The sequence below is a fragment of the Gordonia amicalis genome (assembly GCF_022059885.1).
GTDB classification, from domain to species: Bacteria; Actinomycetota; Actinomycetes; order Mycobacteriales; family Mycobacteriaceae; genus Gordonia; species Gordonia amicalis.
Genome location: NZ_CP091855.1, coordinates 3623594 through 3647754, shown reverse-complemented (window position 1 = coordinate 3647754; position 24161 = coordinate 3623594). Strand labels below are relative to the sequence as shown.

At 68.9% G+C, this 24161-nt stretch carries 22 protein-coding genes; 12 read left to right on the top strand and 10 right to left on the bottom strand.

The window, feature by feature from the left end; all coding sequences use genetic code 11:
- The first annotated feature begins 103 nt into the window (after positions 1-103).
- Positions 104-2062 carry a 1-deoxy-D-xylulose-5-phosphate synthase gene (gene dxs / locus IHQ52_RS16650; protein ID WP_238063631.1) on the top strand — a complete coding sequence of 653 codons (1959 nt, stop codon included), beginning with the start codon at positions 104-106 and terminating at the stop codon, positions 2060-2062.
- Positions 2063-2075: 13 nt separating this feature from the next.
- On the top strand, positions 2076-3176 hold the full coding sequence (locus tag IHQ52_RS16645; protein ID WP_238063627.1) for a carboxylate-amine ligase: 1101 nt from the start codon (positions 2076-2078) through the stop codon (positions 3174-3176).
- A gap of 22 nt (positions 3177-3198) precedes the next feature.
- Here the strand turns inward: IHQ52_RS16645 and IHQ52_RS16640 are convergent, their stop codons facing one another.
- The 3 genes from IHQ52_RS16640 to IHQ52_RS16630 all read right to left on the bottom strand — a co-directional run bounded on the left by IHQ52_RS16640 (position 3199) and on the right by IHQ52_RS16630 (position 5641).
- Entirely contained in the window at positions 3199-3627 is a 429-nt protein-coding gene (locus IHQ52_RS16640; RefSeq protein WP_006436509.1) for a type II toxin-antitoxin system Rv0910 family toxin, read from the bottom strand.
- Between the two features lie 80 nt (positions 3628-3707).
- Positions 3708-4982 (bottom strand): HRDC domain-containing protein, encoded by a 1275-nt coding sequence (locus IHQ52_RS16635; RefSeq protein ID WP_006436510.1) that lies wholly within the window; start codon positions 4980-4982, stop codon positions 3708-3710.
- Between the two features lie 5 nt (positions 4983-4987).
- Positions 4988-5641, bottom strand: coding sequence for a DUF3000 domain-containing protein (locus tag IHQ52_RS16630; protein WP_191834403.1), 654 nt, complete (start codon positions 5639-5641; stop codon positions 4988-4990).
- Positions 5642-5772: 131 nt separating this feature from the next.
- Here IHQ52_RS16630 and hemE point away from each other — a divergent pair, with 131 nt between their 5' ends.
- The 4 genes from hemE to IHQ52_RS16610 all read left to right on the top strand — a co-directional run bounded on the left by hemE (position 5773) and on the right by IHQ52_RS16610 (position 9458).
- On the top strand, positions 5773-6834 hold the full coding sequence (gene hemE / locus IHQ52_RS16625) for a uroporphyrinogen decarboxylase (RefSeq protein WP_006436512.1): 1062 nt from the start codon (positions 5773-5775) through the stop codon (positions 6832-6834).
- The gene (locus IHQ52_RS16620) at positions 6834-8243 is read left to right on the top strand and encodes an FAD-dependent oxidoreductase (RefSeq protein WP_238063626.1); all 1410 of its coding nucleotides are present in this window, start codon (positions 6834-6836) and stop codon (positions 8241-8243) included. The genes hemE and IHQ52_RS16620 overlap by 1 nt, the downstream gene beginning before the upstream one ends.
- A gap of 38 nt (positions 8244-8281) precedes the next feature.
- Complete coding sequence (gene hemQ, locus IHQ52_RS16615) at positions 8282-8977, top strand: hydrogen peroxide-dependent heme synthase (protein ID WP_024498532.1); 696 nt, start codon at positions 8282-8284, stop codon at positions 8975-8977.
- Between the two features lie 181 nt (positions 8978-9158).
- Positions 9159-9458 (top strand): hypothetical protein, encoded by a 300-nt coding sequence (locus IHQ52_RS16610; protein ID WP_198362506.1) that lies wholly within the window; start codon positions 9159-9161, stop codon positions 9456-9458.
- Between the two features lie 23 nt (positions 9459-9481).
- Here IHQ52_RS16610 and msrB read toward each other — a convergent pair whose 3' ends face one another.
- The 4 genes from msrB to IHQ52_RS16590 form a co-directional block, all read right to left on the bottom strand.
- Positions 9482-9919 (bottom strand): peptide-methionine (R)-S-oxide reductase MsrB, encoded by a 438-nt coding sequence (gene msrB, locus IHQ52_RS16605; RefSeq protein ID WP_096274947.1) that lies wholly within the window; start codon positions 9917-9919, stop codon positions 9482-9484.
- A gap of 48 nt (positions 9920-9967) precedes the next feature.
- Complete coding sequence (locus tag IHQ52_RS16600) at positions 9968-11242, bottom strand: glycosyltransferase family 87 protein (protein WP_096273867.1); 1275 nt, start codon at positions 11240-11242, stop codon at positions 9968-9970.
- A 70-nt stretch (positions 11243-11312) separates the two neighbouring features.
- Positions 11313-12881: an alpha/beta hydrolase gene (locus tag IHQ52_RS16595; RefSeq protein WP_210738283.1), complete on the bottom strand. Its 1569-nt coding sequence runs from the start codon at positions 12879-12881 to the stop codon at positions 11313-11315.
- A 50-nt stretch (positions 12882-12931) separates the two neighbouring features.
- On the bottom strand, positions 12932-13759 hold the full coding sequence (locus IHQ52_RS16590; protein WP_006436519.1) for a dihydrofolate reductase family protein: 828 nt from the start codon (positions 13757-13759) through the stop codon (positions 12932-12934).
- A gap of 35 nt (positions 13760-13794) precedes the next feature.
- Between IHQ52_RS16590 and zapE the strand changes: the two genes are divergently transcribed.
- Positions 13795-14808 carry a cell division protein ZapE gene (gene zapE / locus IHQ52_RS16585; RefSeq protein ID WP_006436520.1) on the top strand — a complete coding sequence of 338 codons (1014 nt, stop codon included), beginning with the start codon at positions 13795-13797 and terminating at the stop codon, positions 14806-14808.
- 152 nt (positions 14809-14960) lie between these two features.
- Here zapE and IHQ52_RS16580 read toward each other — a convergent pair whose 3' ends face one another.
- From IHQ52_RS16580 to IHQ52_RS16570, 3 genes are read right to left on the bottom strand one after another with little or no spacing between them, the layout of a single operon-like run.
- Entirely contained in the window at positions 14961-15518 is a 558-nt protein-coding gene (locus IHQ52_RS16580) for a GNAT family N-acetyltransferase (RefSeq protein WP_238063618.1), read from the bottom strand.
- Complete coding sequence (locus tag IHQ52_RS16575; protein ID WP_024498540.1) at positions 15515-16357, bottom strand: sulfurtransferase; 843 nt, start codon at positions 16355-16357, stop codon at positions 15515-15517. The genes IHQ52_RS16580 and IHQ52_RS16575 overlap by 4 nt, the downstream gene beginning before the upstream one ends.
- A gap of 37 nt (positions 16358-16394) precedes the next feature.
- The gene (locus IHQ52_RS16570) at positions 16395-18371 is read right to left on the bottom strand and encodes a flavin-containing monooxygenase (protein ID WP_024498541.1); all 1977 of its coding nucleotides are present in this window, start codon (positions 18369-18371) and stop codon (positions 16395-16397) included.
- Between the two features lie 136 nt (positions 18372-18507).
- On the opposite strand from IHQ52_RS16570, the gene IHQ52_RS16565 reads away from it, so the two are divergent.
- Genes IHQ52_RS16565 through IHQ52_RS16545 form a run of 5 tightly spaced genes read left to right on the top strand, consistent with a single transcriptional unit; the run spans position 18508 to position 24088 of the window.
- Positions 18508-19146 (top strand): nitroreductase family protein, encoded by a 639-nt coding sequence (locus IHQ52_RS16565; RefSeq protein ID WP_006436524.1) that lies wholly within the window; start codon positions 18508-18510, stop codon positions 19144-19146.
- A gap of 11 nt (positions 19147-19157) precedes the next feature.
- A complete protein-coding gene (locus IHQ52_RS16560; protein WP_191835006.1) occupies positions 19158-20750 on the top strand; it encodes a class I adenylate-forming enzyme family protein in 1593 nt (530 codons plus the stop codon).
- Complete coding sequence (locus IHQ52_RS16555; protein WP_024498543.1) at positions 20731-21378, top strand: TetR/AcrR family transcriptional regulator; 648 nt, start codon at positions 20731-20733, stop codon at positions 21376-21378. The genes IHQ52_RS16560 and IHQ52_RS16555 overlap by 20 nt, the downstream gene beginning before the upstream one ends.
- Positions 21375-22484, top strand: a complete 1110-nt coding sequence (locus IHQ52_RS16550; protein ID WP_024498544.1) for a CaiB/BaiF CoA transferase family protein — start codon at positions 21375-21377, stop codon at positions 22482-22484. The genes IHQ52_RS16555 and IHQ52_RS16550 overlap by 4 nt, the downstream gene beginning before the upstream one ends.
- Entirely contained in the window at positions 22481-24088 is a 1608-nt protein-coding gene (locus IHQ52_RS16545; protein ID WP_024498545.1) for an AMP-binding protein, read from the top strand. The genes IHQ52_RS16550 and IHQ52_RS16545 overlap by 4 nt, the downstream gene beginning before the upstream one ends.
- The last annotated feature ends 73 nt before the right edge of the window (positions 24089-24161 follow it).

Here is a 24161-nt window from a genome sequence, read left to right as displayed (position 1 = left end):
GTCCGTCGACCATCCGCGGGGCGGGGTGGATCCGAATGCTTCCGTAGACTGACGGGTTATGGGCCGGGGGTGTCTCCGGCGGCGTCGCGCGATGGAGGAAACGATGAGTGTGCTCGACCGGATCAGCTCGCCGGCCGATCTGCGGTCACTGGCGGAAGCGGAGTTGGAGACTCTCGCCTCCGAGATCCGGACGTTCCTGATCGAGAAGGTGGCGGCCACCGGCGGCCATCTCGGACCGAACCTCGGGGTGGTCGAACTGACCCTCGGGATCCATCGTGTCTTCGACTCACCGCACGATCCGGTCCTCTTCGACACCGGCCACCAGTGCTACGTCCACAAGATCGTGACCGGCCGCAAAGACGGGTTCGACAGTCTGCGCCAGCGTGGCGGCCTGACCGGCTACCAGGAGCGCGCGGAATCCGAACACGACTGGATCGAGTCCTCGCACGCCTCGGCGGCCCTCTCCTACGCCGACGGCCTGGCCAAGTCCTTCGAACTGACCGGGCAGCCGGACCGAACCGTCGTCGCGGTGGTCGGCGACGGTGCGCTCACCGGCGGTATGTGCTGGGAGGCGATCAACAACATCGCCGCGTGCAACCGGCCCGTCGTGATCGTCGTCAACGACAACGGCCGGTCCTACGCGCCGACCATCGGCGGCCTGGCGAGTCACCTCTCGGGTCTGCGCCTGCAGCCCGCCTACGAGAAGTTCCTCGACGAGAGTAGGCGCGTCGTGAAGCAGATGCCCGTGGTCGGCGAACCCGCCTACGCGGTGCTCCACGGTGTGAAGAGCGGCCTCAAGGACCTGCTGGCGCCCCAGGCGATGTTCACCGACCTCGGCCTCAAGTACGTCGGACCCGTCGACGGACACGACGTCGGTGCCGTCGAGTCGGCTCTGCGGCATGCCCGTGACTTCGGCGGCCCGGTCATCGTGCACACCGTCACCCGCAAGGGCATGGGCTATGCCCACGCCGAGAACCACGTGGCCGATCAGATGCACGCCACCGGGATCATCGACCCGGTCACCGGCCGGCCCACGAGCGTCGCCCCGCAGGACTGGACCAAGGTCTTCTCCGCGGCACTGCTCGATGCCGGCGCCAACCGTCCCGATGTCGTCGCGATCACCGCTGCGATGCCCGGACCAACCGGACTGACGCCGTTCGGCGAGCGCTACCCGGACCGCATGTTCGACGTCGGCATCGCCGAACAGCACGCGATGACCTCGGCGGCGGGCCTCGCCCTCGGCGGCCTGCATCCGGTCGTGGCCATCTACTCGACCTTCCTCAACCGCGCGTTCGATCAGCTGCTGATGGACGTCGCGCTGTTGAGACAACCGGTCACCCTCGTCCTCGACCGGTCGGGCATCACCGGACCCGACGGGCCCAGCCACCACGGCATGTGGGATCTGTCGCTCATGGCGATGGTTCCCGGCCTGCGGGTGGCCGCGCCGCGTGACGCGGTCCGGCTGCGCGAGGAGTTCGACGAGGCCCTCGGCGTCGACGACGGCCCGACCGCGCTCCGTTTCCCCAAAGGTGCGGTGCCGGAGGACATCCGGGCGGTCGAACGACTCGACGACGGTGTCGACGTGCTGCACCGCAGCGACCACGATCTCGGTCCGGCGACCGGCGATGTGGTCATCGTCGCGGTCGGCGCCTTCTGCAGCCTGGCCGTCGACACCGCAGAGCGCCTGGCCCGGCAGGGCATCGAGGCCACGGTCATCGACCCGCGCTGGGTACTGCCGGTCGCGACCTCGGTGGTCGAGGTCGCCCGTCGTCACCGCCTGGTCGTGACCCTCGAGGACGGATGCGTCAGCGGTGGTGTGGGATCGGCTGTCGCGGGAGCACTCTCGGCGGCCGAGGTACCGGTTCCGGTGCAGATCAAGGGCATCCCGCAGACATTCATCGAGCACGCCTCGCGCGGGGAGATCCTCGGCGAGCTCGGTCTGACCGCCCAGGACCTCGCCCGTTCGATCACCGCGACGGTGGCGGGAATGCAGGCCGGTCCCGCGCTGGAACGCCAGCTCGAGAACCCCGCCGATCCCGCGGAGAGCCGCGCCGAGGACTGACATCGGAGGACACGTGGCCGGGCAGGTGCCGCCGCTGGGTGTCGAGGAGGAATTCGTCCTCGTCGACCGCGAGACGGCACGTCCGGTCGCACGCAACCGCGAGGTGGCCGCGGCGGCCTCGGCTCGTGGACTCGACCTCGCCCTGGAGCTCACCTCATGTCAGGTCGAGATCGCCACGCCGACCTCCGACACCGCCAAGGAGATCGGTGATCACCTGTACCGGCTGCGGAGCATCGTCGCGGCGGCTGCCGACGACGTGGGGGTCGACGTCGTCGCATGCGGACTGCCGCCGCGGGTCCCGGAATCCTTCCCGGTGACCGACACGCCGCGGTATCGCGCGATGGCCGGACGATACGGCATGCTCGCCCACGAACAGGGCATCAACGGTTGTCACGTCCACGTCGGCGTACCCGACCGGGACGCCGCCGTGGCGGTGTGCAACTGGCTGCGCCCGTGGCTACCCGCGCTGCTCGCCCTGACGGCCAACTCCGCGATCTACCGTGATGCCGACTCGGGTCATGCGAGCTGGCGGTCGGTGTTGTGGTCCCGATGGCCGGCCGCGGGTCCGCCGCCGCACCTGCGATCGGCGGCCCATTTCGCCGAGCTGGTGGAGCTGCTGGTGGCGACCGGTGTGATCCTCGACCCGCACATGCTCTACTGGGATGCCCGGCCGTCGGATCATCTCCCGACCGTGGAGATCCGCGTGGCCGATGTGCAGATGCGCGTGGACGAGGCCCGGGCCTTCGCCACGATCGTCCGCGCCGCGGTGATGACCGCGCTCGACGACGTGGAGCGCGGGGCCGAATCCGTCTCGGCCACACTCGATCCGATGGTGCTGGCGGCCGCCTACTCGAAGGCGGCCCATGACGGTCTCGACGGTGACGCACTCGATCCCGTGACGGGCGGGCGCATGCCCGCCTGGACCAGGATCTCTGAGCTCGTCACCGTGGTCGGACCGGCGCTGAACCGGTTGGGACAGCGCGAGGAGGTCGACGCCGCGCTGCGCCGGACGTGGAGCGAGGGGAACGGCGCGTCACGTCAGCGGCGCATCTTCCGCGAGACTCATTCGGCGCCCGCGATCACCCGCGCGGCCACCGTGCGCGTCGACCGGTGACGGTCGATCTCGGCCCGGGCTCTCAGCGCAGGGTGGCGAGATTCGAGATCGACTTGTGCACATCGGACTCCAGCACCCTGGCGACCAGGCTCCCGACGGGTCCGTTGAGCAATCCGCCGGACACCTCGGCGGACAGATCGAAGTAGGAACCGTCGGCGATCTCGTCGACCTTCATGGCGAGGTCGATCTGGATGCCGCCGCGCCCGGTGCCGGCGAGCGCGATCAGCCTGGGCTCGTCGTATTGCGTGACGGTCCAGTGGATGACGTTCCGGAACCCCTTCACCTTGATCAGCGACGAGACCTTCGTCCCCTCGTCGATCGTGGCGGGGACCGGGGACTTCCAGCCGCCGAAGATGGTCATCCACTCGTCGAAGCGCGAGAGGTTGGCGGCGAGTGCCCAGGCCGCGCTGGGGTCGAGGTCCGAGTCGATGCCGACCGAGACTGTGGCCACTGAGTGCTCCCATTCCGTGAGGTCGTGCCTGGTGCGAGGTCGTGCCTGTCGGGGAGTCTCTTACCCAGGTCGGCCGCTGCCTATTCGGGTCCGTCGCCGGTCTCGGTCGCGCCGCCCCCGCGCAGGGCCTCGGTCAGCGCGTCGACGCTCAGCCGCCGCTGCCAGGGACGGGCTCCGGCGGCGGCGAGATGCGCGTCCACCGCCTCGGTGGTGACCGGTTTCCGCAGTCCGTCCCAGCACAGCTGGCGGACCACATCGGGGGCGAGGAGGTTCTCCACCGGGAGGTTGCGGCTCTCGGCGACCTCTTTGAGAGCGGGACGCACCTTCTGCATCCGGGCCGCGGCCTCCGGGTTGCGCTGTTCCCAGCGACTCACCGGTGGCAGTCCGGGGCCGTTGGTCTTGCGGGCCGGCAACTCGTTGTCGGGCAGTTCGCGGGCCCGTTGGAGGGCACTGAGCCAGATCCCGGCCTGGCGTCGCTGGCGGGGACCGCCGAAGATCGGCAGGCGGGTCAGCTCCGAGTTGGACCGGGGGTCGGCGGTGGCGGCGTTCACGATCGCGGTGTCGGGCAGCACCCGGCCCGGGGCGACATCCCGCCGTTCGGCCAATTCCTCACGCGCCATCCACAATTCGCGCACCGCGGCGAGGGCGCGGGCGGACTTCACGGTGTGGATGTTCGAGGTCTTGCGCCATCGGTCGGTGCGTGGCGGTGCCGGCGGACGGGACAGGACGTAGGCGAATTCCTCACGAGCCCAGCCGTCCTTGCCGGATTCGGCCAGCGCCGCGTCCATCGCGTCCCGCAACTCGACCAGAACCTCGACGTCGAGCGCGGCGTAGTTCAGCCATTCGTCGGGGAGGGGCCGTCGCGACCAATCCGCCGCACCGTGACCCTTGAGCAGGCCGAGGCCGAGGAACTGGGCGACCATGGCCGCCAGGTTCACCTTCGCCAGGCCGAGGAGTCGACCGGCCAACTCGGTGTCGTACAGCTCGACGCACTCGAAACCCAGCTCGCGCAGACACGGGAGGTCCTGATCGGCGGCATGCAGCACCCATTCGGGACCGCGCAATGCGTCGATCACCGGGGCGAGGGCCCCGGGATCGGCGATGGGGTCGAGCAGGAAGCTGCCGGCACCGCGTCGTTTGATCTGGATCAGATACGCACGCTGCGAATAGCGGTAGCCGGAGGCGCGTTCGGTGTCGACGGCGATGGGGCCCTCGCCCGCCGCGAGTGCTCGCGCCGCGTCGGCGAACTCCGCCGCGGTCGACAGCACCGGCGGGACACCGCCGGCGGGCGCGAGCAGCGGCTCGACCTCGGGAGCCTCGTCCTCCGGCGTCGGGTTCTCTGGTGGTGTGTCCACGGTGCTCACGTCGCGCCGAGTCGGGTCACGCCCGTCGGCGGGAGGCCGGCAGCCGATGCCAGCACCTCGCAGAACGCTTCGAGGTGTCCGTTGAGACCCTCGGCGGTCAACGCGGTCCACGACGCGCGGACCTCGAGCTGGTGGGCGCGCGGCGGTCCGGCGATGTCGCCGTAGCGCACCGACGTGGTGGAGGTGACGGTTCCACCGAGCGCGGTCACCTCGATGCGGCGGGCGGTGCCGTCGAGGGACGGGCCGTTCCCGGAGTGCTCGGGGGTGCTGCTCTCGCCGACCGGCACACCGAGGGCGTCGGACAGCCAGCTCCAGGCCACCTCGGGCAGCAGCGGATCCATCGCCAGTGCGGCCTCGACCTCGGCCTGCAGATAGGCGACGAGGCGGATCGTGCCGTTCCAGGCGTCCTGACCGGCGGGGTCGTACAGCAGGATCAGTCGTCCGAACGCGGAGCCCTGGGAATCGGTGGGAACGACGTCGGGGTCGTCCGGCGGGCGCACCTCGGCGCCGACCGCGTAGCTGTACGGCGCCAGGCGCTGCGGCGGGCGGATGGGCCCGACCTCGATCTCACGGCGGACGCGGGCAGCATGCAGCGACTCCACCGCCGCGCGGAAATCACCAGGCTCGTCCGGAGCTCCCGAAGAAGTCACCGTTCGACCGTAGGTGTGTCGCGCCTGGCAGCGGCGGAGGCGCGCCGGTTCACCGCCCCCGGAAATGGGGACGCGGGGTGAAGTCCCTGCCCTGATCCGTGCGGAACGTCGACATGGCAGAGTAAGCGGTGATGTCGAACGTAACTGGTACTCGGGTCCATCGGTCGCACCTGCCGCTCGTCGCCGCGGCCACGGGTGGGACTCCGTCACGCCGTCCGGTGTGGTTCATGCGGCAGGCGGGCCGTTCCCTGCCCGAGTACCGCGCGATCCGCGCGAACCACGGGATGCTCGAATCGTGCTTCGACGCCGAGTTGGTGTGCGAGATCACGATGCAGCCCGTCCGCCGTCACGACGTCGACGCCGCGATCCTGTTCTCCGACATCGTCGTGCCGCTCAAGGCCGCGGGGATCGACCTCGACATCGTGGCCGGGACCGGCCCGGTGATCGCCGAACCCGTGCGGTCGGCGGAGGCCGTCTCGCGCATCCCGCGTCTGGAGCCCGCCTCGGTCGGGGCGATCTCCCACGCCATCGAGCTGTTGCTCGCCCAACTCGGCGACACCGCGCTGATCGGCTTCGCCGGTGCGCCGTTCACCCTCGCCTCCTACCTCATCGAGGGTGGGCCGAGCCGCAATTACGAGCGCACCAAGGCGATGATGCACGGCGATCCGGAGACCTGGGCCGAGCTGATGGCGCGCCTGGCCGACATCACCATCGCCTTCCTGCAGGTCCAGCTCGAGGCCGGCGTCGACGCCATCCAGCTCTTCGACTCCTGGGCGGGCATGCTGTCGGCCGCCGACTACCAGCGTTTCGTGGCGCCGCACAGTGCCCGTGTCCTCGCGGAGGTCGCCGGGTACGGGGTCCCGCGCATCCACTTCGGCGTCGGGACCGGCGAGCTGCTGGCGCCGATGGCCCACGTCGGGGCCGACGTCATCGGTGTCGACTGGCGGGTGCCGCTCGACGAGGCCGTACGGCGAGTGGGACCGGGCAAGGCGGTCCAGGGCAACCTCGACCCGACGCTGCTCTTCGCGGGACCGGAGGTCGTGGAGAGCGAGGTCCGCCGCGTGGTCGCCGACGGTGACCGGGCGATCGCGGCCGGCGCCGTCGGCCACATCTTCAATCTCGGCCACGGGGTGCTTCCGGGTACCGATCCGGATGTCCTCACCCGCACGGTCGAACTGGTCCACAGCCTCTGATGAGTGCCGGGCCCCGGATCGCGGTCGTCGGCGGAGGTGTCTCCGGCCTGACGGCGGCGTACCGACTGCGGCGCGAACTCGGCGCCGACGCACGTATCGACGTTCTGGAAGCGGGTGAGCGGCTCGGCGGCGTCCTGCACACCACGACGGTCGGCGGACAGGCCGTCGACGTCGGGGCCGAGGCGTTCATCGTGCGGCGGCCGGAGGCTCTCGGCCTGGTCGACGAACTCGGGCTGGGGGATCGGGTCGTCTCACCGACCGGGCGCCGACCGGCCGTCTGGTCCGGCGGTCGCCTTCACCCGCTGCCGACGCCGGCGGTGATGGGTATCCCCGCGACGCCCGACGCGGTCGCCGGCCTCGCCGATCCGGCCGACCTCGAACTCATCCGCACCGAACCCGATCGCCCCTGGCACTGGGACCCGTCCGCGGACCCGACGGTCGGGGACCTCGTGACCGAACGTTTCGGCCCATCGGTGGTCGCCCGCAGCGTCGATCCCATGCTCGGCGGAGTCTATTCGAGCCTCGCCGGCGACATCGGTCTCCGGGAAGCACTGCCCGCCCTCGCCGCGCGTCTCGACGCCGGTGTGGCGAATCTCACCGACGCCGTCGCCGGTCTCGTCGCCGACGCCACCGGCTCGGGTCCCGTCTTCGGCACCCTCGTGGGCGGTTACCGGGTCCTCCTCGACGCCCTGCAACAGGCTGCGGCGGTGCGGCCTGAGCTCTGCGCCCACGTCCGTGAGCTCGAGCCGACTGCCACCGGCTGGACGCTGCACGTCGGCGGTCCTGCACGCGACGACGTCCGCGACTACGACGGTGTGATCCTCGCGATCCCCGCCTGGATGGCCGGCCACCTGCTGCGTCGTTCGCTGGCCGACTTCGCCGCCCCGCTGCGGGCGGTACAGGGCGCGTCGTCGGTGGTGATCTCGATCGCGCTCGCCCCCGGAACCCCGCTTCCCGATCACTCCGGGGTCCTGGTCGGCACCGGAGAAAGTCTGCGCGCCAAGGCCTTCACCCTCAGTTCGCAGAAGTGGGCGCATCTGTCACACGACGACGCGCCCGTCTCGGTCCGGGCGTCGTTCGGCCGGTTCGGTGCCCCGGTGCCGAGCGTCGACGACGAACCCGGCGTCGACGACCGATTGCGGACCGAGGCACTCGAGGACCTCGACGAGGTCTGCCGGGCCGCCGGCGTGGCACCCGCCTCGCCGCACGTCGTCGACACGTACGTGCAGCGCTGGACCGACGGGCTGCCCGTGTACGGACCGGGACACCTGGCCGCCATGGCGCGGCTCGCCGAGGCCCGCCCTCGCCGTCTCGTGCTCGCCGGCTCGTCGTATGCGGGCGTCGGCGTCCCGGCCTGTATCGGACAGGCCGGGCGCGCGGTGGCGGCGCTGCTCACCGACCTGACCTGACTGTTCGTCCGGGCGGACACGGTGGCACCATGTCAGATATGGCCCGCTTGGATTACTCAGAACTCAACTCGACGATCCGCTACCTCATGTTCTCGGTGTTCGCTGTTCGCCCCGGCGAGCTCGGCACCGACCGTGACCAGGCGAAATCGGATGCCGCCGACTTCTTCAAGTCCCTCGAGGACACCGGCGTCGTGGTCCGCGGGGTGTACGACGTGTCGGGTCTCCGCGCCGACGCCGACTTCATGATCTGGTGGCACGCCGCCGACGTCGAGTCCATCCAGGCCGCCTACGCGAAGTTCCGTCGCGAGACGGTTCTGGGACGCGCCTGCAACGCGGTGTGGAGCAACGTCGCCCTGCACCGTCCCGCCGAGTTCAACAAGAGCCACATCCCGGCCTTCCTCGCCGGTGAGGATCCGGGCAACTACATCTGCGTGTACCCGTTCGTGCGGTCCTACGAGTGGTACCTGCTTCCCGACGAGGAGCGTCGCAAGATGCTCGCCGACCACGGCAAGGCCGCCCGCGAGTACAAGGACGTGCGCGCCAACACGGTGTCGTCGTTCGCGCTCGGCGACTACGAATGGCTGCTCGCGTTCGAGGCACCCGAACTGCATCGGATCGTCGACCTCATGCGCGACCTGCGCGCCACCGAGGCGCGGATGCACGTCCGCGAGGAGACGCCGTTCTTCACCGGGCCCCGCGTCGAGGTCTCGGCACTCATCGACGCCCTGCCCTGACCTGAGAATCCAGAGAGGTACTCGCGTGAAACGCGAGTACCTGTACTTTTTGGTGTGTCCGATGTCACTGGAACGGATGAACATCGACCGGAAGCGCCGCGGGTGACGCGAACGGGACGGAACGTAAACGGAGCCTCAACACGAGGCAAAGACTGTCCTGATAAACGTGGAGGAGACTCTGATGGTCCGTATCATTCCCGCGGCCCGCGTCATCGCAGCACTGATGTTCGCGACTGCTCTCGCCGGCGCCGCCACCGCGACCGCGCAACCGTGCCAGATAGTGCTCCCCGACGGCCAGCTCGCACCGTGCGCTCCCGGTGTCGTCTCGACCGCGCCCAGCGACCCGGGGGCGAACAACGTCCCGGCGCCCGAGGCGGCACAGTTCGCCCACACGCCGCTCGAGCACGGACCGGATCTTCCAGCGCCGGAAGAGGAGGAGCCCGCGGACGACGGTGGCGAAGAGCTGCCTCCCGAGGAGTGAGGGTCGGGCAGTGACGCGCCGCGCTACTCGGCGGGCTCGAGCTTCAGGCTGATCGAGTTGATGCAGTAGCGCAGATCGGTGGGGGTGTCGTAGCCCTCACCGGCGAACACGTGGCCCAGGTGACTCCTGCAGTTCGCGCAGAGCACCTCGACTCGCTTCATGCCGAGCGAGTTGTCCTCGACCTCGATGATCTTGTCGCCGGCGAGGGGTGAGAAGAACGACGGCCAGCCACAGTGGGATTCGAACTTCTGCTCGCTGCGGAACAGCTCCGCGTCGCACGCCCGGCAGCGGTAGACGCCGACCGTCTTGGTGTCGGTGTACTCACCGGTGAAGGGCGCTTCGGTGCCGGCCTGGCGCAGAACCCGGTACTCGGCCGGGGTGAGGCGCTGCTTCCACTCCTCGTCGGTGAGGGTCGCCGGGTTCGTGGCGGGTGCGGTGCTCTCGGGCGTGCTGTCGGTCATGTCGTCCACGGTAGCGCGGGACGCGACAGCGTCGCGTTCCACGCTGTGCTACACGGACTTCGACAACGACAGCTCGTCGTCGGACTTCGTCGCCGGCACCGGGGGAGTGTCGGACTCCGACCGCATCACGGCATCCTCACCGGCGACGCCGTCGGAGCGCATGTCGAGGTAGCGGAACAGCAGCGAGCAGAACACCGCGATCATCAGCAAGGACCAGCCCCAGGTCACCTTGTTGTACTCGACCATCCAGCCGAAGGCCGTCCACCGCTGCGAGTAGAAGCTGTCGAAGGTCATGCAGCCGTACACGCCGAGCCAGGCCGGCCAGTTGCGCATCGCCGATCCGGGTAGCAGCACCGTCATGAGCAGCGGGAACAGCAGCATCGAGTAGTAGCCCTGGCCCAGCGAGCCGACGAGGAAAGTGGTGCCCAGCAGCACACCCGACGACGTCGCGAGCCACAGCAGTTCGTTGGTCTTGCGGTAGTAGCGGTACAGGAACCACAGCGAGAACGCGGCCATCAGCACGAAGGCGACACGCAGCAGCATCACCAGCCACGGTGCGACCCCGAAGTAGGCGCCGTTGCCGGCGATCGAGCTGTTGTAGTAGTCGCGGGCCTCGCCGAGGTAGGGGACGGTCCGGCTGATGAAGGCGTCGGCATCCACCGACAGCGGCAACGCGATCACCGTCAACACGAGGGGGACCGCGATGGCGAAGGCGAACACCCGCCACTGCCGGTTGAGCAGGGGCAGCAGCAGCAGCGGCGCCAGAACGGGTTTCACGGCCAGCGTCAGACCCATCGGGATGCCCGCCCACCAGTCGTGCCGTGAGCGCATCAGCATCAGGAAGGCGATCATGCCCAGCAGGACGAACGAGTTGAAGTTCGTGAAGATCAGTGTGTGCGAGACGGTTTCGGTGAAGAAGAAGACGAACAGGACCGTCGGCATCACCCATGAGTCCAGGGCATGGCCGAACATCCGGGTCAGCAGGTAGGCGCAGATCAGCAGGGCCACGACGCTGACCGCGATGAACGCCCAGCGTGCGCGTTCGTAGTCGATCACCGCGACCGGCGCCATCAGCAGGGTGCCCGACGGCGGGTACAGGTAGTGCGGGTCGACCGTGGCGTAGTTCTCGCCGTAGACCGGCAGGTTGTTGAGGAAGTTGTAGGCCGCGGCGTACACCGGCTTGAAATCGTCGGTGCGGTCGCCGTTGACGCCGAGGAACACCGACCGGTGCACGACCATGAGCAGGCTGATCGGCCACAGGATCATCGGGATGATCCGCTGCGCACTCATCTGGGGATACAGATACCTGTCGAGATTGGCCACCCGCGCACCGTACTACGGTCGGCCTCGGACACTCCGCAGAACCCTCCGGGCTGCACCGGGTCGGACCCGGTCAGGTGGGGCAACCGCGCTGGGTCGGCCCCCCGAGAGGCGTCTTGGTCACGTACTCGGCCGCGACCTGGGCCGCGCAGGCGCTGCGACCCAGCACCGAGAAGCCCAGTCCGTCCCAGCTGACGGTGACCGGCTCGGCCCCGGCGTTCATGAACAGCGGGACGAGTGTGCTCGCGCCGTTGCCCCCGTTCACCGGGTCCCGGGTGCCGTTGAGGATCAGCGGGTCGGCGGGCAGCGATGACGGTGGGCGCACCGCGGTGCCCGACGCCCAGCCGTTGCAGCGCACCAGCGACAGCGCGCTGTCGGAGCCGGTCAGCGGACTCTGCTTCGTCCAGGCCTCGACGAGACCAGGGATCTCGTTCTGCCCCACCGGGCCGGTGACGTCGTTGCACCGGGACACCAGGGCACCGTCACTCATCCGCAGGGTCGCGGCCCGATCGGCGAGCCGGACCAGCGCGGCCGTGTCGCCTCGGTCGGCGGCGGTGATGGCGCGGGACAGGTCGAGCAACGCGTCGGGACGGTCCGCCGCGAGGGCGAGTGTGGTGGTGATGGCGTTCAGTGCGGTGGTGTCCGACAATCCGTCGAGGCGTCCGGCACGTGCCTTGGCGAGCAGCCCGGTCATCGCACCGACGCCGTTCGTGCCGAGCGTGCAGCCGTCCAGTGCGGAACATCGCTGCGCGAAACCCTGCAGCGCCGTCTGCACACCCTGTGCGCGCAGGTTGGCCCTGTCCCGAGCGTTGGCACCGAAGGGGGTGGGGGTGTCGAGGATGATGCGTCCCGCTCGACCCCCGTACAGGGAGGCGTAGGACAGCACGACGTCGGAGCCCTCGCCGACGCCGATGAGACCCAGGTGTTCGACGCCCCACCGCTGCCGAAGCGTTTCGAGGTCGGCGGCGGCGAACTGTGCGCCGAAGTTGAGTTGGTAGGGCGTCAGGGTCTCCGTGCACCCGTCCGAGGCCGACGAGGCGGCCGAGGCGAGGCGGGAGATGCGCGCCTGGGTGGTGGTCCCACGGGTGGTGAGGCCGTTGTCGGCGATCGTGCTCCGCTCGAGCCGGGTCATGCAGTCCAGGTCCCCACTCTGGGGGATGCCGCGATGATCGACGGCCACCACCGGGTGGGCGTCCAGGAACGCCCGGCCCGCACCGGTGGACATCACCATCAGGGTTCGCGACGACGGGAGATCCGACCCCGAGGTGAGCACGAGCGGCGGGGCGTCGGCGGGCGTCGCCGCGGTACGGGCCCGGGTCGCCGCGATCCTCACGACCTCGCCGTCGGGTTTGTTCCGGTCGACCGGGGAGTCGAACTCCGCACATTCGATGGTCACCCCGGCCGGGCGGGTGATGCCGAAGCGTCCGCTGGTGCCAGCGGCGCAGTCGGTCCACTCGAGATCGGTCTTCGGTACGGCCAGCGCCGGCGCCGGGGGCGGCGCCGACGACGATGCGGCCGGGCCCTCACCGCCACCGCCACCGGGGATGAGTTCCGGACCGCGGTCGGGGCCCACCGCGCACGACGACACGACGATCGCGACGATCACACCCAGGACAGCCGTGACGGCGTGCGCTCTTCGCATGACCGCGAGCGTAGTCAACGACTCCCGCCGACGACCGTGCAGTGATCGGTTCAGTGGATGGACGACCGGCCGTGGCGCAACCAGCGCGTGAAGACGAAGCCGTCGTCGTCGGTGATGATCGCGGCCGGCGTCATCGCCCTGAGCGCCGCCGCGTCCTCGTCACTGTCATCTCCGTCGCCGGCGCGGACCGCGATCCGGCCGGAATGTCCGCCCGCAAGATGAGGGCTGGTCGTCAGGCAGATCTCGTCGAGCAGGTCGTCGGCGATGATCGAGCCGAGCAGGCTCGGTCCGCCCTCGCACAGCACCCGTGGCCAGCCCCGGTCCCCGCAGGTCGCGATCAGCGTCGACGACTCGACATCGTCCTCGCCGCAGTCGACGAGGGTGGCGCCGGCGTCGACGAGTGCGGCGCGTCGATCCCGAGGTGCCGACGCGCAGGTGAGCACCACGGTGTCGGGGTGGCTCAGCGGCGGATAGTCCGGTGGCACGGACAGTGACCGCGAGACCAGGGCGAGTGCCGGCGCCGGTGCCTGGCCGTTCTCCTTCCGGAGGTCGGCGAACACGTCGTCGGGTTGCGGCTGGCGATAACCCTCGGTGGCCGCGGTCCCGGCTCCGACGAGGACCACGTCGGCCAGCCCACGCAGCACGCGGAAGACGGCCTTGTCGCCGGGGCCGCCGAGGCCGCCCGACTTCCCGTCGTGCGTTGCCGCGCCGTCGATCGAGGACACCATGTTGGCCCGGACGAACGGTGCCGCGGCGCCGGGACCGGCGGCCGGGCGTGGGGGATACCGATAGTGTTCGGCCAGCGCGAGGAGGGTCTCGGGCCCCTCCCGGTCGGCATCTGCGGATGTGACCTGGGTCGCTTTCTGCAGGTGGAACATGCATCCATCATTCCGTGGATCGCTACTCTCCACACATGGCGGCCCGACTTTGCGATCGCAACCCTGCGACCTCGCCGGATGCACTCATCGACGAGATGGTGCCTCCGTCGACCTTCGACGACGTGAGTTTCGACTCCTACATCCCCGATCCGAAGGAGCCGTCGCAGGCCCAGGCGGTGGCCAAGGCCCGCGACTTCGTCGCCCGCGCGTCGAAGGCGCGCTCGGGGAAGAAGGGCCTGTTCTCCCGCAAGGCGCCCTCGCAGGGGATCGGGCTGTACCTCGACGGTGGGTTCGGCGTCGGCAAGACCCACCTGCTCGCCTCGATCTACCACTCGATGCCGGAGCCGAAGTCGTTCGCGACCTTCGTCGAGATGACCCACGTGGTCGGCGCGCTGGGGTTCGTGAACGCCGTCGAGCGGCTCTCGCAGCACACGGTGCTGTGCATCGACGAGTTCGAACTCGACGATCCCGGCGACACGATGCTGGTGTCCCGGCTGCTCACTGAGCTCACCGCGAAGGGTGTGTCGGTCGTCGCCACCTCGAACACCCTGCCCGGCCAGCTCGGCGAGGGCCGCTTCGCGGCGCAGGACTTCCTGCGCGAGATTCGCAAGCTGTCCGCCGTGTTCGAGACCATCCGCGTCGACGGCCCGGACTACCGCCACCGCGACCTCCCGCCCGCTCCGGACCCGCGCACCGAGGGTGAGCTTGTCGACATTGCCGATTCCACCGAGGGTGCGACCCTCGACGACTTCGACGCCCTGTGCGATCACCTGAGCACGCTGCACCCGTCGAAGTACAAGGATCTCGTCGACGGCATCTCGCTGGTGTGCATCACCGGCGTGCACCCTGCCAAAGACCAGTCGGTGGCTCTGCGGCTCGTGGTGCTCGCCGACCGCCTCTACGACGCGCACGTCCCGGTGACCGTGTCGGGCGCCAAACTCGACGAGATCTTCACCGACGAGATGCTCGCCGGCGGTTACCGCAAGAAGTACCTGCGCGCGACCTCGCGCCTGCTGGCGCTGTCGCGGTTCGCCGAATTGGCTGTCTGAGACACCCTGTCCGCTTCACGAGCGTTCCGCGGAACACTCGGGTTCCCGCTCGACCGCTTCCCTCCCGCTTATTGCGCCCGGTAAGCGGGAAGTAGACACGCCGGTCGGAGGGAAACACGCCCGCGGGAAGTTCTCACTCCCCGAACACTCCGCTACAGCTTCTGCGTGAACACATAGTCGTGTTCGACGCTGCCGCCGAGGTCGAAGGTCCGCACTCCGGCACGGGTGAAACCCGTCTTGGTGTAGAACTTCTGGGCCCGTTCGTTGAGCTGGTTCACACCGAGCCAGACCACTGCGCTACCGCGATCGCGGGCGCGGTCGAGTGCTGCGTTCATCAGCCCACGTGACGGGCTGAGGCCGGGACGCGAATGGTGGTCGGGGAGTACGTACATCTTCGACACCTCGGTCGCCGGCCGATCGGGAACGACCGCCGCGACAACGGGATCCGACGGATCGCCGTGCAGCACCAGCGCGTAGCCCAGGATCGCTCCGTCCTCTCCGTCCCGGGCGACGAGCACGTCGGCGTCCGGGTCGGTGATGTAGCCGCGGAAGTTCTTCTCGCCGAGGTTGGTCGCGATGAACTCGGCGATGTCCTCGGCGGCGGCGTGTGGCGGGCAGGCCAGCGGGAAGGTCGCACCGGCCACCTCGGCGACCGCCGCCGCCCGGTCGGGATCGGTGACGAGTTCGACGGTCACCGCGGGGGACGTCATGGCCGGGAGTCGGCCGATGCCAGGGGGCGTGCCGGATCGGCGGTCCAGGCGTTCATCGATCCGTCGTACACCGCGACGTCGTTCCGTCCGAGTGCCCGCAAAGCGAAAGCCGCTGCGGTGGCGGCGATCCCGCCGCCGCAGTAAGTGACCGGACGCACCGTGGGGTCGAGGGCGCCGACCTCGGTGAACAGACCGCGCAGCTCGTCGAGCGGCCTGAGGGCGCCGGATTCGTCGACGAGTTCGCCGAACGGGACATTGACGCTGCTCGGGATGTGACCGCCGGAGAACGATTCCCGGTCGAGCGCGTTGACCAACAGAACCGACGAATCCGCGGTGGCCGCGGCGACCTCGTCGGTCGACGCGATGCGTTCCGGCCGGCGTCGTGCGGTGAAAGTTGCTGCCGGATGGGTTGATTCGCCTGTTTCGGTGGGGAGTCCGGCCTTCGCCCAGGCGTCGAATCCGCCGTCGAGGACCACGACGTCGTCGAATCCTTCGAGACCGAACTGCCACCACAGTCGGGTCGCCCAGATGCCGTTGACGGTGTCGTAGACGACGACCGTCGAGTCGTCACCGATGCCGGCCTCGCCGACGGCCGCGGCGAACTTCTCCGACGACGCCGCCGCGAACGGGGCCTCGCCGTCCGGATCGGACAGCCCGGCGATCTGGTCGACGAACACCGCACCGGGCAGGTGTCCCTGCAGGTACGAATCGCGGCCGGAGGCGACGTGCGCACCGTCGGCGTCGAAGCTGAGATGAACCGTCGCGTCGACGATGCGCAGACGTCCCTCGCCGAGACGGGCATGCAGTTCATCCGGGGTGATCAGCGGTACGGAGGTCATGGCTGACACCGTAGTCCTGCCACTCCGCGGCGCGCCGTCAGGGATCGAGCGGCTCGTCCGGGATGGTTTCGGCGCTGATCGGTTCCGCATGGAAGTCGGCGAGATCGACGTGGCGGGTCCTGGCCCAGTAGTCGACGATCCGCCACGGGAGTACCGCCACGACACGACCCTCGGGGTTGCGGTACCAGTTGGTCATCGCCGGGTGCGTCCACACCATCTGCGCGTGCGCGCGGTCGACGGCGTCGTTGTACTCGTCGGTGACGTCGCGGCGCACCTCGAGTGCGCCGAGTCGGTTCTCGATCATGGCGCGGATGGCGTCGCAGACGTAGCGCACCTGGTACTCGAGGATGCTGATGAAGCTTCCGCCGTGTCCGAGTGCGGTGTTGGGGCCGGTCAGGATGAACAGGTTGGGGAAGTCGGGTGCGGTGATGCCGAGGTAGGCGTACGCGTCGTGATCGCCCCAGGCCTCGACCGTCGTCTTGCCGCTGCGACCGACGACGTCCATCGGGTACAGGTAGCGGTCGCTGTGGAAACCGGTCGCGAACACGATGATGTCGAAGTCGTGCGCCCGGCCGGTGCTGTCGACGAGACCGGTGGCGGTGACGGAGTCCACGCCGTGGCCCACCAGCTCGACGTTCGGCTGCCGCAACATGCGGAACCAGCCGTTGTCCAACAGCATCCGCTTGCCGAAGGGCGGGTAGTCGGGTGTCGACAGCTCGATCAGGTCGTCGCGGTCGCCCAGTTCGGCGCGCATGTAGCGCAGGTAGAACTCGCGGTGACCGTGATTCACGGCGTTGATCGATGCGGTGGGCTCGGGCCATTCGGGATCGACGTGCAGGGTGGAGTGGACCTTGTCGTTGAAGATCCAGGACAGCCGGGCGCGATACCACTCGCGGTAGCCGGGCAGGTTGTTCATCAGCCAGTGCACGCCGTCGCCGACGGGGGCGAAGTAGTCGTCGTTGGGGGCGATCCACTGCGGGGACCGCTGGAAGATCGTCAGCGACCCGACCTTGCCGGCGATGGCGGGACCGATCTGCATCGCCGAGGCGCCGGAGCCGACGATGGCGACGCGTTTGCCGGCCAGGGCGCCGGGCTCGTCGAGTTCCGTGGGCCAGTCGGCGGAGTGGAACATGCGGCCGGCGAAGGAGTCCATGCCGCTCAGCTGGGGGAGCTTGGGGCGATTGAGGATTCCGACGGCACTGATGAGAATCCGCGAGGTGAGGGTGCTCTGACTCCCGTCCCGGTCCCGGACCCGGACGATCCACTGCTGGGCGGCGGAATCATAGGTGGCGGAGAGGACCTCGGTGCCGAACCGGACGCGGTCGCGCACCGCGTGGCGGTCGGCGAAGGCCTGCAGGTAGCCCTGGACCTCGTCGCGTTTGCCGAAGTGGGTCGACCAGTCGTGGTCGAAGGACGAGATCGAGTACAGGTAGCTCGGGGTGTCCACACCGGCGCCGGGGTAGTGGTTCTCGTACCAGGAACCGCCGACGTCGTCGTTCTTCTCGAGAACGGTGTGCTCGATGCCGGCCTCCGCGAGCTGGGTGGAGATCAGCATCCCGGCCACGCCCGCGCCGATGACGAGGGCGGTCATCGTCGTGCCGAGGTCCGCGGGCAGCGTCGACAGGTGGCTGCCGCGGAGGTCGCCCCGCACGATCTCACTCATCATGGGGCCGAATTCCGGCGCCACCGGCTCGCCGGCGGTGAAGGACATCAAGGCGGCGACCAGTTCCTCGTCGGCCGGTTCGCGTGCGGGTGAACCCTGCTCGTACCAGTTCTCCAGGGCCTCGACGACGGCGTCGTGGATCTCGGCCTGCACCTCCTCGGGCAGCCCGCCCGTGGAGTTGTCGTCCATGCCGCGACTGCGCGTCGGACGGTATCGGTCACTCAGCCACCGGCGATCGCCGGTCATCTCCACCAACACGGCCAGCAGTGTCGGGATGTTGCCCGCGGCGACGGCCGAACGGATCTCCGAGGTGGTGGGGCGCGTCTCCGGACGGAGGGAAACTGATGTCATAGATGCAACTAACCACTGTTAGTCCCGTCCCGTCAACACCGGTGATCTCCCATCAATCGGCGCTTGACGCCTCCGATCCGGTATGGAACTGTGTGCTCAGTCATACTAACAACGGTTAGTGATCACGGAGGTTGACATGGAACTCAGCGAGGCAATGCGCACGACGGGCACCTGCCGCTACTTCAGCGACAAGCCGGTCGAGGACGAGGTGTTCTACCAGGCGTTCGACGACGCGCGCTTCGGCCCGCAGGGCGGCAACCGCCAGCCCGTCCGCTGGGTCGTGGTCCGCGACGACGCCACCAAGAAGGCCCTCGCCGACCTCTACCTGCCGTTCTGGGAGCCGTACTACAACTCGATCCTCGAGGGATCGAAGAAGGTCGGCGCCGTCCCCAAGACCATCGAGAGCGCGAACTACTTCGCACACCACCTCGCCGAGGTGCCCGCGCTCGTCGTGGTGTGCGCCGAGATGGAGGGACTGCACCCCACCGATCACGAGCTCGGCCGGCTCAGTGTCGTCGGCGGTGCGTCGATCTACCCGAGTGTGCAGAACCTGACACTCGCGCTCCGCCAGCAGGGCGTCGCCACCGCACTCACGACCCTGCTCTGTGCGGCCGAGAACGACGTCAAGGAACTGCTCGGCATCCCGGACGACTACATCACCGCCGCGCACATCGCCGTCGGCTACCCGCGAGACGGCTTCCCGCGCAAGCTCACCCGCAGCCCGGTCGAGGACATCGCCTACCTCGACCGCTTCGACAACCGGATGTTCGCGTGAGTGCCCCCGTCATGGCCTCGGACCGCACCTTGACCGAGATCCAGACCTCGCCGCTGGGTCGCGCGACCATCGGTGACCAGCTGCGCAGGCTGTCACGTTCGCAGGGTGGCAAGCCCGCGATCATCGCGTACGACGCCGACGGCGGCCGCACGTCGACCAGCTATCGCGAGCTCAACGGGATGGCCAACCGGGTCGCGCACGTCCTCGCCGACCTCGGTGTCCGACGCGGCGACCGCGTCGCGGTGATGAGCCGCAACCGCGTCGAGTCCGTAGCCACCTACTACGGCACGCTGAAGCTCGGGGCGGCGTACTCCGGGGTCAGCCCGATGTTCCGCGAGAAGGAGATCGCCCAGCAGCTGGGTCATCTGGAGCCCGCGGTGCTCGTTGTCGAGCGCGACCTGGCCTCGCTCGCCGGGCCGATCGCCGACAGCCTCGGGATCTCGGTCCTCGTCGTCGGGGAGTCGGCGTCGAACTCGTGGAACTCCTTCGACGACCTCGTCGGGCGGGCCGAGGACGCCGAGCCCGACGCCGACGTCGACGAACACGATCTGGCCATGATCGTCTACACCAGCGGTACCGAGTCGACGCCGAAGGGCGTGGAGATCGCGCACCGCAACTACCTGATCTCCACGGCCCCGGCGTACACGTGGGGACTGCGCTGCCAGAACGACGACGTCTGGCTGTACGTCATGCCTTTCCACACGATCGCCGGGATCGGCTCGCTCACGTCCCTGACCCTGCTGGGCGCCACGCTCGTGCTGCCGGCCGCGGTCGACCCGGCGACGTCCCTGCGGATGATCCGCGACGAGAAGATCTCGGTGCTCGCCCAGACCCCGACCTTCTTCATCGCCTTGGCCAACCACCCCGACTTTGGGCCCGACACCGTCGGCACGGTCCGCCGCTGTCTCACCTACGGCGGCCAGGTGTCGCCGCATGCGGTCGACGCATGGGCCTCCGCCACCCCGGAATCGGTGTGGGGAACGTACTGGGGCCAGTCCGAACTCACCCAGTTGGGGTCGGTCGGGTGGTTCAAGCGGCTCGAGGACGTGCCCGGTGCGGACCCGACCTGGATCGGCCGGCCGGTCGGCCATCTCGAGGTGCGTGTCGTCGACGCCGACGGCAATGATGCCGAGGAAGGCGAACTGCTCTGCCGCACACCGTCGGTCATGCTCGGGTACTTCAAGGACCCGGAGAAGACGGCGCAGGTCCTCGAGGGCGGCTGGGTCCACACCGGCGACATCGTGCGCATCGACGACGAGGGCAACATGTTCTTCCGCGACCGGCGCAAGGACATGATCAAGACCGGCGGATACAACGTCGCCTCCCAGGAGGTCGAGCGTGTGCTGCAGGCGCATCCCGACGTGGAACGGGCCGCGGTCGTGGGTCTGCCCGACCCGTACTGGTCCGAGGCGGTCACCGGTTTCGTCGTGCTCCGCGCGGGTACCTCGGTGTCCGCGGAGGACATTCGCGAGCACTGCCGATCCGAACTGGCATCGTACAAGGTGCCCAAGGCGGTGTATCTCGTCGACGAACTGCCGACCGACGCCCAGGGCAAGTTGCTCAAGCGCGAGTTGAGGAGAGCCTATGGAACCCCTCAGGGCTGACGACCCCACTGCGGTCGCTGCCGAGGTCGTCCCGGGTCGGGTGGCGGAGGAGCGTCCACGCACCCGCCGGGACGAGATCGCGGAGGCCGCGGCGCGCTACTTCGCCGAACACGGGTACGCCAACGCGGGGATGCGTGACATCGCCGAGGCCGTGGGCATGCGAGGTGCGAGTCTCTACAACCACTTCCACTCCAAAGAGGAGATCCTCTACGCGATCGCGCTGCGGATGACCGAGGATCCGCAGGCGGACCTGCTCCTGCTCGACGGTGAGGGCGGACCGGTTCAGCGGCTCACCGGCCTGGTCGAGGCCCACGTCCGGCGCCTCGCGCGCCACCGGGTGGAACACCTTGTGGCGCTGCGGGAACTGTCGGCGCTGACGCCCGAACACCGCCGGATCGTCACCGACTACCGCAAGTACTACCAGCGGCGCATCCGGGACGTGATCGAGGCCGGCGCCCGCATGGGCGTGTTCGAGGTGCGCGACGCCCATCAGTCCGCCATCGCGGTGCTCGACCTGATGAACGGCATCAGCTGGTGGCTGCGCGACGACCACGACGTCGACCAGTTGGTCGGCGACTACGTCGATTTCACGATCCGCGGGATCCTCCACCATCAGGCGGATTCGTGAGCGGTCCGCTCGCCGGTGTGCGCGTCGTAGAGATGCCGGGACTGGGTCCGACGCCGCACGCGGCGATGATGCTCGCCGACCTCGGCGCCGACGTCATCCGGATTCGACGCCCCGGCCCCGAGGCGCCCGGCCCGGACGGCATCGTCGAGGCGGACGCCGGCCTGTACCGGTCCCGCCGCAGTGTCGAGGCCGACCTCAAGGACCCCGCCGACCTGGCTCGCATCCGCGAGATGATCGTGCGCGCGGACATCCTCGTCGAGGGTTTCCGGCCGGGCGTCATGGAACGGCTCGGACTCGGACCCGAGATCTGCGACGACGCACCGCAACTCGTCTATGCCCGGATGACCGGGTGGGGACAGGACGGTGACCGCGCTATGTTCGCCGGTCACGACATCAACTACCTCGCCGTGACGGGTGTGCTCGAGGCGATGGGTCCGGCCGGATCACCGCCCGTGCCGCCACTGTCGCTGGCCGGCGACTTCGGCGGAGGATCGATGCTCCTCGTGGTCGGAGTGCTGGCCGCGCTGCACGACCGGTCGCGCACCGGGCGCGGGCAGGTCGTCGACGCCGCGATGGTCGACGGGGCCGGTCTGCTCGCACAACTGCAGTGGTCGTGGAAGGCGGCCGGCCGCTGGGTGTCCCGGTCGGAGGGCAACCTCCTCGACGGCTCCGCTCCCTTCTACGCGACGTACGAGTGCGCGGACGGCAGGTTCGTCGCCGTCGGGGCACTCGAGGAGAAGTTCTGGCGCAACCTGATCGGCACCCTCGGCCTCGGTGACCTACCCGACCGCTGGGATCGCACACACTGGCCGGTCATCTCCGCCGCGCTCGCCGCCCGGTTCGCCACGCGCAGCCGCGATCAGTGGGCCGATGAGTTCGCCGGTGTCGACGCGTGCCTGACGCCCGTGCTCGACTTCGACGAGGCGGCCGCCGATCCCGTTGCGCGGCAACGCGGTAGCTACGTCATCGTCGACGACGCCGTCCAGCCCGCACCCGCACCACGGTTCTCCCGAACTGTCCTGCCCGCACCGTCAGAGTCCTCGACCGCGGACCTGACGCAGATTCTCGATCATTGGTCGACCGATTCACCTGTGGAGGTGTCGTGAGTTTCGCCAGCCCGTTCCCCGACGTCGAGATCCCCGAGGTCAGCGTCCACGAGTTCCTGTTCGGCTCCATCGCCGACGACGAGCTCGAGCGCACCGCGCTGGTGGACCCGAAATCCGGTGCGGTGACGTCGTATGGGGAACTCATCACCCAGATCGACGCGGTTGCCGGCTGGCTGGCGTCGCGGGGGATCGGTGTCGGCGACGTGGTGGGCATCCTGTCGCCGAACATTCCGGCGTTTGCGACGGTGTTCCACGGCATCCTGCGCGCCGGTGGCACGGCGACGACGATCAACGCGCTGTTCACCGCACCTGAGATCGCCAAGCAACTCCGGGATTCCGGCGCCGCGATGCTGGTCACGATCTCGCCGATGGCAGCGCAGGCAAAGGCCGCCGTCGCCGAGGTCGGATTGGACGACACGAGCCTCGTCGTCCTCGACGGAGACGGACAGGAGATCTCGGGACATCCGAACGCCGCCCACGTGCTCGGCGCCGGACTACCCGCGCCCCAGGTGACCTTCGATCCGGCCACCCACGTGGCGGTCCTGCCCTACAGTTCCGGGACCACCGGCAATCCGAAGGGTGTCGCACTCTCGCACCGGAATCTGGTCGCTAACGTCGCGCAACTGAAGCCGTTGCAGGGCATGACCGCCGACGACGTGGTGATCGCGGTCCTGCCGTTCTTCCACATCTACGGCATGACCGTGTTGCTGAACGCGGCGCTGTTCAACCGTGCCTCGCTCGTCGTGATGCCGAAGTTCGACCTGGTGGAGTTCCTGGAGAACATCCAGAACCACAAGGTGACGATGGCCTACATCGCGCCGCCGGTCGCGGTGGCGCTGGCCAAGCATCCGATCGTGGACGACTACGATCTGTCGTCGTTGCACACGATGATGTCGGGTGCGGCCCCGCTCGATGACGAGCTGGGTCAGGCGGTCGCCAAGCGTCTGGACCTGCACATGCTGCAGGGCTACGGCATGAGCGAGCTGTCCCCGGTGTCCCACATCATCCCGTTCGATGCGAAAGCGATTCTCGGCCTCGAGGATCCACCCCTGTCGTCGACAGGCTGGCCGGTTCCGAACTCGGAGAACAAGATCGTCGACCCGGCCACCGGCGACGAAGTCCCGATGCCGACCGAGGGCCTGTCGGAGCCGGGTGAGTTGTGGGTGCAGGGGCCGAACGTGATGCTCGGCTATCTCAACAACGAGCAGGCCACCGCCGACACCATCGACGCCGACGGCTTTCTCCACACCGGCGATCTCGCGCAGGTCGACCCGACCGGTTGCGTGTACATCGTCGACCGCCTCAAGGAGCTCATCAAGTACAAGGGCTACCAGGTGCCCCCGGCCGAGTTGGAGGCGCTGCTCCTGACCCACGAGAAGATCGCTGACTCGGCGGTGATCGGCGTCATCGATGCGGAGTCGGGGGAGGAGATCCCCAAGGCGTTTGTGGTGCGGCAGCCGGATGCGCAGCTCACCGCTGATGAGGTGATGGGGTTCGTGGCGTCGAAGGTGGCTCCGCACAAGAAGGTTCGTGCGGTGGAGTTCATCGAGGCGATCCCGAAGTCGGCGTCGGGCAAGATCCTGCGCAAGGACCTGCGCACCTAGACGCGGAAAACGCTAGTCACAAACTAAATATGTCTCAATTGATTGACAGGCGACCAAATCTTTGTGATGGTGA